The organism is Puia dinghuensis (assembly GCF_014642875.1).
GTDB classification, from domain to species: Bacteria; Bacteroidota; Bacteroidia; order Chitinophagales; family Chitinophagaceae; genus Puia; species Puia dinghuensis.
In genome coordinates, this window is record NZ_BMJC01000002.1 from 861,214 (window position 1) to 875,771 (window position 14,558).

A 14,558-nucleotide genomic window follows, 5' to 3' on the forward strand; every position below is an offset into this window, starting at 1 on the left:
GGGCCTAACGGCCTGTTCTGACAGCGCGGCAAAAAAAAACCGCCGGTATACCGGCGGCTCATATCATTACAAAGATGGGATTGTACTGTTACCAGGTCTTCATTCTCCTTTTTACTTCATGAACGAATTCAATGGAGACACCACAAGCAGATGCGATCTTCTCTACGGGATAGTCGGAATTCCTTAACAGGTTCTCTACAATAAACCTTGTGGTTTCCTCCTTGCCCTCTGCTCTACCTTCCATTTTTAAATATTCAACTGTGTTCATAACACTAGCTTTATCTGTTTGCTTAATCTGTTTATCAAAGATACGATTCATTTCCGGCTTCTCAAAGAGGACATAGTTCCTCAAAAAGTTAAAGATCGCTCTGATCTTTTCCTTGTCAAAGTCCTTTCCCATTAACTTTCTAGCAGCTATCAACTTGATATTCAATAAATCTTCCTCGGGTATTTTCTCCTCCAACAACCTGATCCTCGCGGCGACGATCACCTGGGCGAAGGGGTTGTCGCTTTTCTCCAGATGTTCGTCCGAATAATCCAGAATCGAAAACGCAGGGTATTCATACATTAACCGCGTCCCCCGATATTCATAGGTGTACCGGTTAGGCATTTCCCGCCCGTCATGGCCCGTAAAGATCGCGACTGCCGACACCGGCCTTTTGTGATGGTCCCGTATGCGATAGAAATAGGTGTACATGCGCTCCGCAAATGCCTCCCGGTGATGAGTATCCCCTTGGATCTCGATATGCAGCAACACCCATTCTTCCACTCCGTCCCGGTGATACACCTTCACCAACTTATCAGCAAAGCGCGAATCCTTTTCTTCCTCCGGCTGAGGGTACAATTCCGCGAGTTCCTTGTCGAGAAATTCAAAACCACGCTCCATATCGTATACCTCGTCGGCATCCGGAAAAATGAAACGCAAAAGGTCAGGAAAAACGTCCTCGATAACTACTTTCCACAGTATATCGCTTTTTCGTTGTTTCATAAGGATAAAATTTACTAACACACGATGACCCTGCACCGGCCAACCTACGGGCTGGCAAGTCCTTAAAATTCTTGTTTAGCTTGAAATGGAACTGCGAGAAGGGGAGAGTAAAGATACAAAGAAGAAAACAGCCTGAAAAGAAATTGTTTGTATAACGGTACCGGGTAAATGACAATTGTGGCCGGCCGCGGGTTGTGAATGCGGCGGCCGCGCAAGGAATGCGGGGGCAACTGCGGTTGCGGCGATGGTCGGCAGAAAGGAAGGATCAGCCGTAGATGGAGCCTTCGCGGCGGCGGAGAGACATGCCCTCGCGGCGGGAAAAGTGGCTGCGCACTTCGGCGAGAATGGATAGGGCTATCTCTTCGGGATTGGCAGCGCCGATGTCGAGACCGGCAGGAGCATAGATACGGCGCTGATCTTCTTCGCTGATGGATAGTTCTGTGAAGAGTTTTTCGGCACGTTTGCGGGGACCGAGGATACCGATGTAGCTGGCGGCGGAAGACAATACGCGTTGCAGGTTGCGTTTATCGTTGTTGTAGTCGTGGGACATGAGCAGGACGGCGGTGTAGCCATCGATCAGCGGAGATTGGTCGCTTTTGCTGTCGATGATGGTTGTAGCGGCTTTGACAAGCGCTTTGTCCGCACGGGTGGTGTTGAGAATGACGGTGGAATCCCAGCCCAGTTCTTTTGTTTGTTGCAGGAGCGTGCGGATATCGTAGTTGCCGCCATAGGCCACGATGTGGATGGCAGGAAGGATGATCTCGATAAAAAACCGGGTATCGCCTGAAGTTATACTGCGGGACGTGCGGTCGGTGAGGGCGGCTTGAATGTCCGCCTGCGGGAGATCCTTTGGCAAAGCGGATTGTTCGTGAAAGGCGGTTTGTTCATTAAAGAGAAAGGTCCTTCCCAAAAGCAGCGGGTCGGGACTTCCGGTGACGGTGATTAGGGCAGCGGGTTGACGGATATCGGTGAGACTGGCGAGGATGCTGAGGGGGTTTGTAGCATCATCGGGTTGCAAAGGAGTAAAGAGTACATCGATGATGCCCTGGCAGCCCAGGCCTACGCCCACCTGGTAATCGTCGTCCTGGGTGGTATCATATGTAATGACGGAGGGGCGTTGGAGGGCAATGCCTTTCTGCGCGCGGCGCAGTGCATCGCCTTCGAGACAGCCGCCGCTGATGCCGCCCAGGTAGGTGCCGTCGTCGAGCACCAGCATCCGGGCGCCGGCCCGCCGGTAGGAAGAGCCCTCTACCCTGACGACGGTGGCGAGCGCTGCCTTTGTCCGGGTGAGATCGAGGGTTTGCCAGGCCACGACGATGCTACGAATCTCTTTCATAGCGCTAAGATACCTCTATTTCCAATTTCCCAGTATGCGCCGGAGTACGACGATCTCACCGGTGTGATAGGCAGTATGATCGATGATGAGCAGGGCCTCCCGGAAGAGGGTCTGGCCATCTCCGTGCTTAAAGGGGGTATGGAGGTCATCCCCGACCTTTTGCAGCAACCCGATGAATGCTTTTCGGTCGGCCAGGATCTGCCCGACCGACTTTTTAACATCGCCGGGATGCACGGGGGTCTTCTCTTTTGGCCAGTAACCACCAGGCCAGGCGGGACTCTGATGATTGGGGTTTCGGCAGAATTCCAGGATATCCCACTGGGTGATGCGGACGTGCTCGATCAGTTGCCAAAGACTATAGGGCAGGCCATCGGGGATGATACCAAGCAGCTCGTGGGGAATGTTCTTTACCGCCGCTTCAAAAGTGACATGGGCATTACCCTTTTCGAGGGCGGCTTCCAATTCTTTTATGATAGGTGTCATAAGCTTTTCTTCAATGCAATATACCGTAGAAAAAACAGGACATCGCGCATATTTTTCCCCGGCTCTTTACAGCGTGAACAGGAGCTGTTCGTCATGCTCGACCTCGGCAATCTGGCGGATGAAGTTATTATAGCCATATTCGTTGTCGTGGCTGGAATAGGCGCCATAGGCATCCAGGCTATAGCCGATGAGCCCGTCGTTGGCTTTTATAATGTATAATATCTCCATATCTGACGAGTCGCTGAGGCCTTCGAAACGCAGGGTTCGGATGATCACCAGATCTTCCGGCCGGTAAATCTTATCATTGGTGGTCGTAAAACCCTTGGGTGTCCAGCGAAATTCGTTATCCATGTGATTAACGCGCAGCTTTCCCAGTACCTGGGAAGAAGTGGTCATGGTGTCGGGCGTGGTTACTTTTTCCATCATGGGAGTAATTTTTTGGGCTTACTTCAAATTACGTACCCGCATCTAAGTGGCGAGCTCGAGCCAGATGAGGGCAACGGCGGCGGCCGTCATCAGTATCAGGGTGAGGAAGCCGAGCAGGTTGGAAAGCCAGCTGTTGGTATTGCTGCCCATGATCTTTTTATTATTGCCGATGTGCAGGATGATGGCGATGAGAACCGGGGCAGTGATGCCATAAAGGATGGCAGTATAGAGAAGTGCACGCACCGCTGAAAGTCCGAAGGATTGCATGCAAAGCCCGGCAATGAGGCTGACGATGATGACAGCATAGAAGCGTTTGGCTTCGTTGAACTTCTTATCCAGCCCCATGGAGAACTGGAGGGTCTCCGCCAGCATATAGGACAGGCTGCCGGCGAGTACGGGAATGGCGATGAGGCCCGTTCCGATGACCCCTATGGCAAACAGTACATAACTGAGATTGCCGGCAAGGGGTTTTAACGCGAGTGCAGCCTGCTCGACGGTGTCGATGTTCCTTATCCCGGCAGGGAACAGCACGCTGCCCGCCGTGAGGATGACGAAGAACATCACCAGGTTGGAAAAGAACATCCCGATGTTGACATCGCTGCGCATGTCTTTAAGTACCCTTTTATCGACGAATAGCTGTTTTTTCGCACCGTTGTGCTGCTGGTCTTCTACTTCCATCGTCGCCTGCCAGAAGAATAGATGGGGGGAGATGGTCGTTCCGAGGATAGCGACGAGGATGCTCAGGAAGCCTTTGTCGAAGTGGATCTCCGGGACGAAGGTACGGCGAACGACGCCCGACCACTCCTGGTGGACAAGAAAGGGGACGATGAGGTAGAGCAGCAGCCCGAGACAGAGCCATTTGAGGAGACCCGCCATCTTTTGATAGGGGTATTTGATGATCATGTAAAGTAGCAGGGCGGTGAAGAGGATGCTAAAACTGAAGGCAGGGATGGCGGGTACCAGCAGATGGGCCACGGCGCCCATGCCCTGGATGTCGGCCCCGATGTTGAGGATCACGGCCGGAAAGCAAAAGATGAGTACGAAGAATAACACCCATTTCGGATAGTGCATCCGCAAGCAGCCGGTGAGGCCGTGGTTGGTGACCAGTCCTATACGGGCGGCCATCCCCTGAATAGCAGCCATCAGGGGGAAGGTGAGCAGCGCCGTCCATAGCGTTGTCAATCCAAACTGGGAGCCGGCCTGGGAATAGGTGACGATGCCGGAAGGATCGTCGTCGCTGGCGCCGGTGACGAGGCCCGGGCCGAGCGTTTTGAGCAGACGTTTTAGCCGGGGAGACCTCCTCGTTTTGGTGGAACTGGTCTTTCCCGCAGGGTTTGCGGTGGATGCCATTTGTACAAATATATAGAATCCGTCCACAAACCTGCTGGACCGATCAGGCCAGGTGCTGTGGGAATTGCCGGCCCGAGGCTTCCAGGCGGCGAAGACGGCGGGTGATGATGAGCTCGTGAAGCGGCATAGAAATTGAGTTTATCAATCGAATCAAATCAATAGTTATGCCCACCATCACCTTAACCAAAGAAGAGGCGAACACCCATGCCCAGGACATAGAACAACTGTGCATCGATACGGTTCGGGTTCTGTCCGCCGATGCGGTGCAGAAAGCCAATTCCGGTCATCCGGGCACACCGATGGCCACGGCGCCCATGGGGCATCTCTTATGGGGGAAGCATATGCGGTATAATCCTAAAGACCCGGCATGGCCCAACCGGGACAGGTTTGTATTATCCGCGGGACATGCGTGTATGCTCCAATACAGCTTTCTCTACCTCACCGGTTATGATCTTACCCTTGACGATATAAAAAATTTCCGCCAGCTGCACAGCAAGACACCGGGGCACCCTGAATATGGATTGACGCCCGGTATCGAAGTCACGACGGGTCCCCTGGGCCAGGGCTTTGCCAACGGCGTAGGGCTTGCTATCGCACAAAAACACCTGGCGGCGCGGTTCAACAAGCCCGGCTTCGATCTTTTCAACTATACCATTTACGCTATTTGCAGTGATGGGGATATGATGGAGGGCGTGAGTTCTGAGGCGGCCTCCATCGCCGGCCATCTCCGACTCAGTAATATCGTTTACCTCTATGATGACAATCATATCAGCATCGAGGGGAACACCAATATAACCTTCACGGAGGATGTGGGCAAGCGTTTTGAAGCCTATGGCTGGCATGTGCAGGCGGTGGAGGACGGGAATGATATCGTGGCCATCGACCGGGCGATAAAGGCGGCGAGGGAAGAGACATCGAGGCCTTCGCTGATCAGTGTGCGGACGCATATTGCCTATGGCAGTCCAAATAAAGTAGATACGGCAGCCGCGCATGGTGCTCCGCTGGGGGCCGATGAGGTGAAGCTGGTAAAAGAGTTCTTCGGTTTCGACCCGGAGCAATCTTTTGTGGTGCCGGGCAAGGTGCTGGAGTACTACCGTGCCGCGGGAGCGAAGGGCATCCAGCTGCAGGAGCAATGGGAGGCGCTGTTCGATGCCTATAGAAAGGAATATCCTGAACTTGCCGTAGAGTACGAGATGGCTTTGAAGGAGAAGTTGGCAAACGGTTGGGAAAAGAAGATCCCGGCTTTCCGAACCTCAGACGGCAAAGAGGGCAAGATGTCTACGCGGGTAGCTTCAGGAAAGGTGCTGAACAGTATTGCGGGTCTGTTACCCGGGCTGGTAGGCGGCTCCGCCGATCTGGCGCCCAGCACGGAGACGCTGCTCACCCAATATACTGCTTTTAGCGCCGATGATCCGGGTGGGCGTAATTTCCATTTTGGCGTTCGCGAGCACTCGATGGGCGCGATCCTCAACGGGATGGCGGTAACAAAAGGGCTGCTCCCCTATGGTGCCACCTTCCTCATCTTCTCCGACTATATGCGGCCGCCTATCCGGCTGGCGGCTATCATGAAGATAAAACCCATCTTCATCTATACCCACGACAGTATCGGTCTTGGCGAGGATGGAACGACCCACCAGCCGGTGGAGCAGCTGGCTGCACTGCGGAGCATTCCGAATATCCTCGTGCTGCGGCCCGCCGACGCCAATGAAACGGCACAGGCGTGGAGAGTGGCGTTGACCCATAAGGGAGGACCGGTGGTACTTGTACTGACAAGACAAAATATCGCTATTCTGGAGTCAGGTAACTACAAGAGTACAGGAGACCTGAGCAGGGGCGCGTACATACTGTCCGAGCCGGAAAGAGCGCCCGAACTGATCCTCATCGCCAGTGGGTCGGAGGTGGAGCTGATCTTGCAGGCTCAAAAGAACCTACGAGAGAACGGTATCGCCGCGCGGGTGGTGAGCATGCCGTCCATGGAGCTGTTCGAAAAACAGGATGACAGCTACAAGCAGCGGATATTTCCAAAAGGGTTAAGGAAAAGACTGGCTGTCGAGGCCGCATCGCCGGTGGGCTGGCATAGATATGTAACCGATGAAGGAGATATGCTGGGCATGACAAGGTTTGGCGAGTCCGCGCCGGCAGCCGATCTCTTTAAAGAATTTGGGTTTACGGTGCAGAATGTGGTGGCCCGGGCGAAGTCGTTACTAGGCAGGTGAGTGTCTGCGCATTAGCGGCAGGCGGCCTCGGGCAAGTAGTTATTTTACTCCCCAGTTCTCCTTTATAATGTCCCAGTATTCCTTGCCATAGCCGACAAAGAGTTCGCTACCGGCGGGAATATTGCGCATGGCGTAGATGAAGACCCGAACTCCTTCGATGCGATAGGTGCAATTGTTATAGAGACCCTCGGTACGGACCAATCCTCTCGCGTCGTTGGCATAACGGGCCAGCGCCGCCTTTGTCGACCAGGCATCGATGACATGGTTGCGGTTGACATAGTAGATGTAGCCATTGAGCCCGTCCCGGTCGTTCACCTCCTTCCATTTGGTGATCTTACCTTTGTATTCAACGATCTTTTTCCCTTTGGGAATATCTCTTGTCGTAAAGAGTCCTTTCCCGGCGCCTTTCAGGGTACTGCGCTTGACGATGAGTTGTTTTTCCAGTAACGGCATTGAAGAGTAGTTGTTCTTTTCAGCGCCGCAAATATAGGGGTTATGCATTTATTTCCCCTTCTCCGGATGATGTTTGGGTTTAGGCCTTTTTTTCTCGAGTTCATCAAAGGCCTCTTCGTCGGAGTTATCCCGTTGGGCAAGTTCGCTTTCGTCGAGGTCGTCGGTAGGATCGCTATCGCTGAGTTCGGGATCGTTGAGGATGTCCTTTTCCGCCTGTTCCTCGGCTTCGTGGACAGGATCTTTCCCCGGCTTTTTGCTTTTATTGTTGGACATATCCCTGTATTTTAGATGATGGCAAGACCTTTGCCTCTGCTAAGTTATGGCACTAAAAGAATACAAGCAAAAACGGCGTTTTACCGTTACACCGGAGCCACAGGGTGGAAAGCCTTCGGGAAAGACGCTGCAATTTGTGGTTCAAAAACATGCCGCGTCCCGGCTGCATTACGATTTCCGCCTTGAAATGAAAGGCGTGCTGAAGAGCTGGGCTATTCCGAAGGGGCCTTCCCTCAACCCGGCAGACAAACGGCTGGCGATGCAGGTGGAGGATCATCCGTGGGATTACAAAGACTTTGAAGGCGTCATCCCGGCCGGTAACTATGGTGCAGGGACGGTAATGGTCTGGGATGAAGGAACCTATGAGTCGCTGGAAGAGACCAATGGTCAAAAACGTGCCACAGGCGCGTTGGCCGAAGGCCCATCATCAGTGGGTTTGCCAGGACGGCCTAAATTTCCCAAAGGCCGTCCTGGCAATACGAAGGCGGCGCAGGAGAAGGCGCTGTTGAAGGGATTGCGGGAAGGGTCGTTGAAGTTCAGGCTCAATGGGCAGAAATTGAAGGGCGAGTTTGCGCTTGTGCGTACGAAGGGAAAAGAGGAGAACTCCTGGCTGCTGATCAAGCACCGGGACAGGTATGCGTCGGAGAAGCCCGTGACCGACAAGGATAAGTCGGTGTTGTCGAAAAAGACGCTGGAACAGATTGCGAAAGACCCGAAGGCAAAGGAGTGGGTGAGCAACAGGTCGGTGAAGACCAAGGCTCCGAAGATTGGGCAAGAGGCGGCCATGCCGGCGAACATTCCTCCCATGCAGGCGACACTGGTGGACAAACCTTTTGACGAAGAAGGCTGGTCTTATGAAATAAAATGGGATGGAGTCCGGACGCTGGCCTATCTTAAAAAGGGCAAGGTGGAGCTGCGAAGCCGCAACAACAAATCCTTTGATAAATATTACCCGGTGTTTGACGCCTTGAAGGGCTGGACCATCGATGCCGTGCTGGATGGCGAGATCGTGGTGCTGAATGAAAAGGGGCAATCCGAATTTAACAGGCTGCAAAACTGGCGCAGTGAAGCCGATGGCGAGCTTATCTACTATGTGTTCGACCTGCTATGGCTGGAAGGCAAGGATCTCATGGGCCTACCCCTAGTCCAACGGCGGAAGCTTTTGAAGGGCCTCATCCCGGCGGAAGGCCTCGTACGGTTTAGCGAGAGCTTCGAGACCAGCGGAACAAAATTTTTTGGCACGGCTGAGAAGTTGGGTCTGGAAGGCATCATCGCCAAAAAGACGGATAGCTTATATACCCCGGGTGTCCGGACAAAGGAATGGCTAAAGATAAAAACGATGAGCCGCCAGGAAGTGGTCATCGGCGGTTATACACGGAAGAAAGGAACACCAAAGCCGTTCAGCAGCCTGCTGGCGGGAGTGTTTGAGAACGGCAGGTTGAAATATACCGGAAAGATCGGGACGGGTTTTACGGAAAAGATGCAGAAGGAGATGTTGAAGCGCTTCAAGCCGCTGGAGCGGAAGGAACCGCCGTTTGGGATATTGCCGGATGTAAACAAGCCCGCTCCTTTCCGGCCGGCGTCCGGGGATACAAAGATCATATGGCTGAAGCCTGAACTTGTCTGTGAGGTCACTTTCCGGGAGATGACCGGGGATGGGTTGATGCGGCAACCCTCCTTTAAGGGAATGCGGGAGGACAAGGATGCCAGGGATGTCGTACGGGAGACGGCGGTGAAGGCGAAGACGGTGAGGAATGCGATCCGGCGGCCAGTGAAGCAAGGGGAGCGGAAGCCCCTGCTCAATTCGAGTGACGAGTCGCAGATGGTAACCATAAATGGGCAAGAGCTGAGCTTTACGCATCTCGATAAGGTATTCTGGCCAAAGGAGAAATATACCAAACGGAATCTCCTGAATTATTACCACCAGGTGGCGTCCTATCTCCTGCCTTATATGGTGGACAGGCCCCAGTCGCTGAATCGCCAGCCCAACGGCATCAACGGGCCCAGTTTCTTCCAGAAGAATGTCAAAGGAAAAGTTCCGGGCTGGATCAAGACCTTCCCCTATCATTCCGCGGAGGACCCCGAAGACAAGGAATTCCTGGTTTGTACGGACGAAGCCAGCCTGCTATACATCATTTCGCTTGGTTGTATCGAGGTGAATCCCTGGAGCAGCCGGGTGAAGACCCCGGACAATCCCGACTGGTGTATCATCGATCTCGACCCGGACAGGAAAACGCCTTTTGATAAAGTGATCGAAGCCGCGCAGGTGACGAAAAAGATCCTCGATGCGGCGGGCATCGAATCGTATTGTAAGACCTCGGGGTCGACGGGACTGCATGTCTACTTCCCGCTGGGAGCGAAATATACTTATGAAGAGTCCAAGGAGTTTGCGCGGGTGGTTGTCGAGCGGGTGAATGCAGAGATACCGGCTTATACGACTCTCGAGAGGACGTTGTCGGCCCGTAAGGGCCGGATGTACCTGGACTTTCTCCAGAACCGGCCACAGGCGACGATAGCCGCGCCCTATGCCGTGCGACCCAAACCCGGGGCCACGGTGTCAGCGCCACTGCACTGGGAAGAGGTGAAGAAGGGTCTGAGCATGCAGGCCTTTACCATCCAGACGATGGGCGACCGGTTGAAGGAGGTGGGTGATCTCTTTCAACCGGTGCTGGGGAAAGGCGCCGACTTGAAAAAGGCCCTGCAAAAGCTGGAGTCCTCCGCTAGATGACCGCTTCCTGGAATTTCTTACTCCGGTAGAAGAAGGACAGCGAGGCTGCACTGATACCAAGGATGAGGACAATGCCACCCAGCAACCCGTGGAAGCTGCCGTCCAGCTTTGCATCGGAGAAACGGACGAGTGCGAATGACCGGTATGCCAGCCAGGCTGTGAGTGCGAGCATGAAGATGGTATAGACGATATCTCCGTTACGGATGAAACGGATGAAGAAAAAGTAGACGATGCCAACGATGGTCATCAGGAGATTGACAGCAAAGATGAGCGAGGAGACATTGATAATCTCAGAGGGAATGAATCCCGTCGAATTCCGGTAGCCGATGTTATAGGAGAGACAGATGAGGGTATCGATGATGCCGATGAAGAGTCCGGTCATCAAGGCCTTGAAGAAGGCTGCGTATTGATCTTTTTGCATATCCTTATTTATTTATGATTAGTTCGTAATAATTTCCTCCCTTGCGCCATGATCCGCCGCGTCCGGGTCGGCGACTCATAGTGTTGTTCTTTTTGCCGCTGCCGGCTGTAGAAGGTGAGCAGGCTGCGGGCGGTGATCATGCCGATCACCTTGTTGTCGTCGGCGTCATCCTTGACAATAAGATTATCGACATTGTATTTTCCCATCAATTCCGCGGCGACGCCGGCGTCTTCGGAGGCGGCGATGGAATATTTCGCGACGGTGTCCGACTTGACGGGGATCACCAGTTGCCGGACGGCTACGCTTCTTAAGATATCGGGTTCATACGCATCCGGGGTCTTTACGCCGCGGCGCTGGATCTTCTCCGTCATGATACTCCCTTTCATCAGGAAGAAAGAGACAAAGTAAGCCGCTACGCAGCCGCCGAGCAGGGGCAGAAGGCCGTTGATCTGACCGGTGGTTTCAAGCGCAAAGACGATGGAGGTGAGCCATGCGCGGGAGGCGCCGGCAAACATCGCAGCCATGCCAATGAGCGCGGCCGTGGGGATATTGATACCCGCCTGGGGAAACCAGGCGATGATCACCGTACCCACCAGAGCGCCGAGTGCACCGCCGATGGTAAACAAGGGCGCCAGTGTCCCGCCCGATGTGCCGCTGCCAAGACTGATCGACCAGGACAGGTATTTCAGCAGACAGAGCGAAAAAACGATGGTGAGTGGGGTTGTCCCCGTCAACAGATGCTGGATATTATCATAGCCGACACCCATCGTGTGGGGGGCGAAATAACCGATGACGCCGATGGCTATCGCACCCAGCGCCGGCCACCACATCCAGTGAATGGGTAACTTTTCAAACATATCCTCTATCCAGTAAATAGAGCGGGATACCCCGGCGGCGATTACTCCGACGAAGGCGCCCAGCAGGACATAGATGGCAAGGGCGCCGCTGGATGGCGCCGGGATGGCGGGCATGCCAAAAACGGGCTCGTGGCCAAAAAGCAGGAAGTGCATCCCTGCTCCGGTGACGCAGGCGAGGGCCACGGGAATGACCGACCGCGGCGAGAACTCGAATAATAATAATTCGATGGCCAGCAGCACGGCAGCTACGGGGCTGCCGAAGATGGCCGCCATACCGGCGCAGGCGCCTGCGGCCAGGACGATCTTACGTTCGGAAGCCGAGATATGCATCCATTGCCCGGTGAGTGAACCAAAGGCGCCGCCGGTGGCGATGATAGGGCCTTCGGCGCCGAAGGGGCCACCCGTGCCGATGGAGATGGCCGCCGACAGAGGTTTTAGAAAGGTTATTGCGGGTGGGATGCGGCTATCGGCAAGGATGATCTTTTCCATCGCTTCGGGTATACCATGGCCGCCGATGGCTTTTGAACCAAAACGGGCCATTAACCCAACCAATATTGCGCCGACAATAGGGACGATGACGACCAGCCAACCCAGATGGTTGCCGGCGGGTGAAGCCGCTTCAAAAGAAAAGCGGCCATAAAAAGAGATATTCGTGATAAGATCAATGAGATATACCAGACCTTTGGCTACTACACCTATGACTAAGGCGTTGGCAATCACCTGAATGCTTAGTAAGAAGACACGACGTTTGACGGTGGAATCCATAATTCTGCAAATATATTGCACAAACAATATTATTTTATATTTTATACGTTTAATTTTAATTAAAGTATTGCACAAACAATATTATGCAACAACTTTCATGTGACTTAACCCGTTGTTTCTTATGCCAGCATTGTATCCCGGAATGGAAAGAACTCATCGCGGTGAAGAAAAAGACCGCAATGATCAAAAAAGGTAAACCCCTATTCCGGGAAGGTGAAAAAGTAGAGGGTATCTTCTTCCTTTACTCCGGCGCCGTCAAGATCCATGCCCCCTGGACCGATGGGCGGGAAATGATCTACCGGTTTGCCAGGGGCGGCGAGATAGTCGGTCATCGCGGGTTGGGTGGCAGCGCCATTTATCCTATTTCCGCCACTGCGCTGGAAGACACGACGGTCTGTTTCATCCCCAACGACTTCCTTGAAACCAGTCTGAAGGCCAACCCTTCCCTGACCTATACCCTGATGCACTTTTACGCCACGGAATTGCAAAGGGCGGAGAAAAGGATGCGGGAAATGACGCACATGGAAGTAAAGGGCCGAATCGCCAATGCTTTGTTGGACATTGAAGAGATCTTTGGCCGCACTGCGGATGGGACCATTGCCATGACAATGACCCGGCAGGATATTGCGGCCTATGCGGGCACCACCTATGAGACCGTATTTAAACTGTTCACCGAATGGACGGCGGCAGGGACCATCGTCACCTCCGGCAAGGATATCCGCATTGCACAGCCCGAGCGGTTGAAAGGGTTAGCCGGGAGATGAAATGCGCGGAAGATGCACCCGCAGGTAGAAATTTTCGGCCAGGCGTTGGACGGCTGCTTCTTTTTCCCGGCATTCCAGCGCCATCGCCGGGCTGCCTTCGAGGTCCCTATCCGCCCAGATAGCAGCTATGACGACGGCGTCATGCCACTGGCCGATGGCTTCCTGCAGCTGATCGAGGTAATCCGCGTCAAGGCGTAATTGAGCCGTGGCCTCCGAAGGCAGGAGTTTCAAAATATACAACAGGTCTTTTATCTGTTTCCGGGCTTCGTGGAGATCGTCGCCCGAAGCAGTCAGCAGGATGCCTGTGCTGATCAATTGCTTCGCATACCAATCGCGGATGCAGTCGATAGTGACAGGTTGAACATGGGAAAGGAGGCGCTTTGCGGCACGTATTCCCCGGCGGCGGAAGGCTTTTACCTGGCCTGTGAACTCTGCTATGGCTACTGCCTGCAATTGAGCCTGCTGGTGGACATAAGTCGTCGGTATGGTGTGAAAATGTTCCAGCAATTGCAGATGATTGCCTGCGTCACGGATGATGCCGGCTTGTTTGAACATGTCTTGCAGTCCATGCTGGAAATCTTTCAGCGCCTGTCCGCCGCAACAGGCCTTTGAAAAGCGGGCTACTGCATGTAGTTTTTTCAGCGCGAGACGCAGTTGATGCAAGGCCTCGGGGTCCCGGCTATCGTTGTAAGCCTGCAAATAGGTCTGCCATTCCTTGTTCTTCTTAGCCAGGAATTTACGCTGTTTCTTTTTTGTGAGCATTAACCCGGGGATTTAGCCTTAACCAATCATAAAGGTATGGATTTCCCCGCGTCCTCTATATAGCGTTTGAAATGGTGGATGTCCGCTTCTATCTTTTCCCGGAAGGCGGGTGTCAGCAGCCGCGCCAGTCTTTCACCGATGGCCCCCAGCGGCGCATGATAAGAAAGCATGACGTCGATGCGGGTGGCATTGCCGGGTGTGGAGGAAAAATTGATCTTCCCGGTGACATGAATGGGTGCACCGGGGACGGAGGCCCAGGATAGTTCGGTATCCTTTTCTTCCTTGACGATCTTCGCCTCCCAGCGGATATCCCCTACCCCGGGCATTTTCATCGTCCATATGGATGTCACGTTGTCGATCTCATCTACATTCTCTAAATGCCGCATAAAGAGGGGCCAGTTCTCCAGGCAACGCCAGAAGGCGTATACCTCTCCGCGTGGTTTGTTCACGACCACCTGGGTCCTGATGTTGATGTTGGAGGAATGGGCCGGCCTGTTGTCCGTCCTCCATGCTTCGCTGACAGGACAATGGCCGGAGATGCCGCGATATAGGAGATAGGCTCCGCCCAACAGCAGCAGGCTATCGAGCTTGTGTTTTTGCGCGACATAGTAAATAAGCAAGGAACCGCCTACGGCAGAAAGGATACGATTCCCGTCGCCGAGACCGGGGGCAGTATCCGGGTAATTGTGGAGTTGCATAAGACATTTTTATAGTCTTTTGCAAAAAATTTGCCAGG

Annotated in this window: 14 protein-coding genes; 3 read left to right on the forward strand and 11 right to left on the reverse strand. The window is 53.7% G+C overall.

The genetic code is table 11. The features are described 5' to 3' along the window. Positions 1 to 88: 88 nt before the first annotated feature. The 5 genes from IEY39_RS11745 to IEY39_RS11765 all read right to left on the reverse strand — a co-directional run bounded on the left by IEY39_RS11745 (position 89) and on the right by IEY39_RS11765 (position 4,583). Positions 89 to 988: an RpnC/YadD family protein gene (locus tag IEY39_RS11745; protein ID WP_188931637.1), complete on the reverse strand. Its 900-nt coding sequence runs from the start codon at positions 986 to 988 to the stop codon at positions 89 to 91. A gap of 265 nt (positions 989 to 1,253) precedes the next feature. Beyond that, positions 1,254 to 2,324, reverse strand: coding sequence for an XdhC family protein (locus IEY39_RS11750; protein ID WP_188931639.1), 1,071 nt, complete (start codon positions 2,322 to 2,324; stop codon positions 1,254 to 1,256). Positions 2,325 to 2,339: 15 nt separating this feature from the next. After that, a complete protein-coding gene (locus IEY39_RS11755; RefSeq protein WP_188931641.1) occupies positions 2,340 to 2,807 on the reverse strand; it encodes a DinB family protein in 468 nt (155 codons plus the stop codon). Between the two features lie 66 nt (positions 2,808 to 2,873). After that, on the reverse strand, positions 2,874 to 3,233 hold the full coding sequence (locus IEY39_RS11760; RefSeq protein ID WP_229688882.1) for a hypothetical protein: 360 nt from the start codon (positions 3,231 to 3,233) through the stop codon (positions 2,874 to 2,876). Positions 3,234 to 3,275: 42 nt separating this feature from the next. Then, complete coding sequence (locus IEY39_RS11765; protein ID WP_188931643.1) at positions 3,276 to 4,583, reverse strand: NRAMP family divalent metal transporter; 1,308 nt, start codon at positions 4,581 to 4,583, stop codon at positions 3,276 to 3,278. 164 nt (positions 4,584 to 4,747) lie between these two features. Between IEY39_RS11765 and tkt the strand changes: the two genes are divergently transcribed. Then, the gene (gene tkt / locus IEY39_RS11770) at positions 4,748 to 6,799 is read left to right on the forward strand and encodes a transketolase (protein WP_188931646.1); all 2,052 of its coding nucleotides are present in this window, start codon (positions 4,748 to 4,750) and stop codon (positions 6,797 to 6,799) included. Between the two features lie 39 nt (positions 6,800 to 6,838). Here tkt and IEY39_RS11775 read toward each other — a convergent pair whose 3' ends face one another. Next, positions 6,839 to 7,252, reverse strand: coding sequence for an SET domain-containing protein (locus IEY39_RS11775; RefSeq protein WP_188931648.1), 414 nt, complete (start codon positions 7,250 to 7,252; stop codon positions 6,839 to 6,841). A gap of 48 nt (positions 7,253 to 7,300) precedes the next feature. After that, positions 7,301 to 7,525, reverse strand: a complete 225-nt coding sequence (locus IEY39_RS11780) for a hypothetical protein (RefSeq protein WP_188931650.1) — start codon at positions 7,523 to 7,525, stop codon at positions 7,301 to 7,303. A gap of 46 nt (positions 7,526 to 7,571) precedes the next feature. On the opposite strand from IEY39_RS11780, the gene ligD reads away from it, so the two are divergent. Beyond that, positions 7,572 to 10,253, forward strand: coding sequence for a DNA ligase D (gene ligD, locus IEY39_RS11785; RefSeq protein WP_188931651.1), 2,682 nt, complete (start codon positions 7,572 to 7,574; stop codon positions 10,251 to 10,253). Here ligD and IEY39_RS11790 read toward each other — a convergent pair. Beyond that, complete coding sequence (locus IEY39_RS11790; protein WP_188931653.1) at positions 10,246 to 10,674, reverse strand: hypothetical protein; 429 nt, start codon at positions 10,672 to 10,674, stop codon at positions 10,246 to 10,248. The two genes, ligD and IEY39_RS11790, sit on opposite strands and share 8 nt — an antisense overlap. A gap of 8 nt (positions 10,675 to 10,682) precedes the next feature. After that, a complete protein-coding gene (locus IEY39_RS11795; protein WP_188931655.1) occupies positions 10,683 to 12,296 on the reverse strand; it encodes a chloride channel protein in 1,614 nt (537 codons plus the stop codon). Positions 12,297 to 12,379: 83 nt separating this feature from the next. Here IEY39_RS11795 and IEY39_RS11800 point away from each other — a divergent pair, with 83 nt between their 5' ends. Then, complete coding sequence (locus tag IEY39_RS11800) at positions 12,380 to 13,060, forward strand: Crp/Fnr family transcriptional regulator (RefSeq protein WP_188931657.1); 681 nt, start codon at positions 12,380 to 12,382, stop codon at positions 13,058 to 13,060. Here IEY39_RS11800 and IEY39_RS11805 read toward each other — a convergent pair. Both IEY39_RS11805 and IEY39_RS11810 read right to left on the reverse strand, forming a co-directional pair. Next, positions 13,046 to 13,822: a CHAD domain-containing protein gene (locus tag IEY39_RS11805; protein WP_188931659.1), complete on the reverse strand. Its 777-nt coding sequence runs from the start codon at positions 13,820 to 13,822 to the stop codon at positions 13,046 to 13,048. The genes IEY39_RS11800 and IEY39_RS11805 overlap by 15 nt on opposite strands. 26 nt (positions 13,823 to 13,848) lie before the next feature. Beyond that, a complete protein-coding gene (locus IEY39_RS11810; protein ID WP_188931662.1) occupies positions 13,849 to 14,520 on the reverse strand; it encodes an SRPBCC family protein in 672 nt (223 codons plus the stop codon). Positions 14,521 to 14,558 lie beyond the last annotated feature (38 nt).

Bases quoted from the DNA above. Each gene is read 5' to 3' on its own strand.
- IEY39_RS11745 (WP_188931637.1), bottom strand. From the start codon at position 988: ATGAAACAACGAAAAAGCGATATACTGTGGAAAGTAGTTATCGAGGAC.
- IEY39_RS11750 (WP_188931639.1), bottom strand. From the start codon at position 2,324: ATGAAAGAGATTCGTAGCATCGTCGTGGCCTGGCAAACCCTCGATCTC.
- IEY39_RS11755 (WP_188931641.1), bottom strand. From the start codon at position 2,807: ATGACACCTATCATAAAAGAATTGGAAGCCGCCCTCGAAAAGGGTAAT.
- IEY39_RS11760 (WP_229688882.1), bottom strand. From the start codon at position 3,233: ATGATGGAAAAAGTAACCACGCCCGACACCATGACCACTTCTTCCCAG.
- IEY39_RS11765 (WP_188931643.1), bottom strand. From the start codon at position 4,583: ATGGCATCCACCGCAAACCCTGCGGGAAAGACCAGTTCCACCAAAACG.
- tkt (WP_188931646.1), top strand. From the start codon at position 4,748: ATGCCCACCATCACCTTAACCAAAGAAGAGGCGAACACCCATGCCCAG.
- IEY39_RS11775 (WP_188931648.1), bottom strand. From the start codon at position 7,252: ATGCCGTTACTGGAAAAACAACTCATCGTCAAGCGCAGTACCCTGAAA.
- IEY39_RS11780 (WP_188931650.1), bottom strand. From the start codon at position 7,525: ATGTCCAACAATAAAAGCAAAAAGCCGGGGAAAGATCCTGTCCACGAA.
- ligD (WP_188931651.1), top strand. From the start codon at position 7,572: ATGGCACTAAAAGAATACAAGCAAAAACGGCGTTTTACCGTTACACCG.
- IEY39_RS11790 (WP_188931653.1), bottom strand. From the start codon at position 10,674: ATGCAAAAAGATCAATACGCAGCCTTCTTCAAGGCCTTGATGACCGGA.
- IEY39_RS11795 (WP_188931655.1), bottom strand. From the start codon at position 12,296: ATGGATTCCACCGTCAAACGTCGTGTCTTCTTACTAAGCATTCAGGTG.
- IEY39_RS11800 (WP_188931657.1), top strand. From the start codon at position 12,380: ATGCAACAACTTTCATGTGACTTAACCCGTTGTTTCTTATGCCAGCAT.
- IEY39_RS11805 (WP_188931659.1), bottom strand. From the start codon at position 13,822: ATGCTCACAAAAAAGAAACAGCGTAAATTCCTGGCTAAGAAGAACAAG.
- IEY39_RS11810 (WP_188931662.1), bottom strand. From the start codon at position 14,520: ATGCAACTCCACAATTACCCGGATACTGCCCCCGGTCTCGGCGACGGG.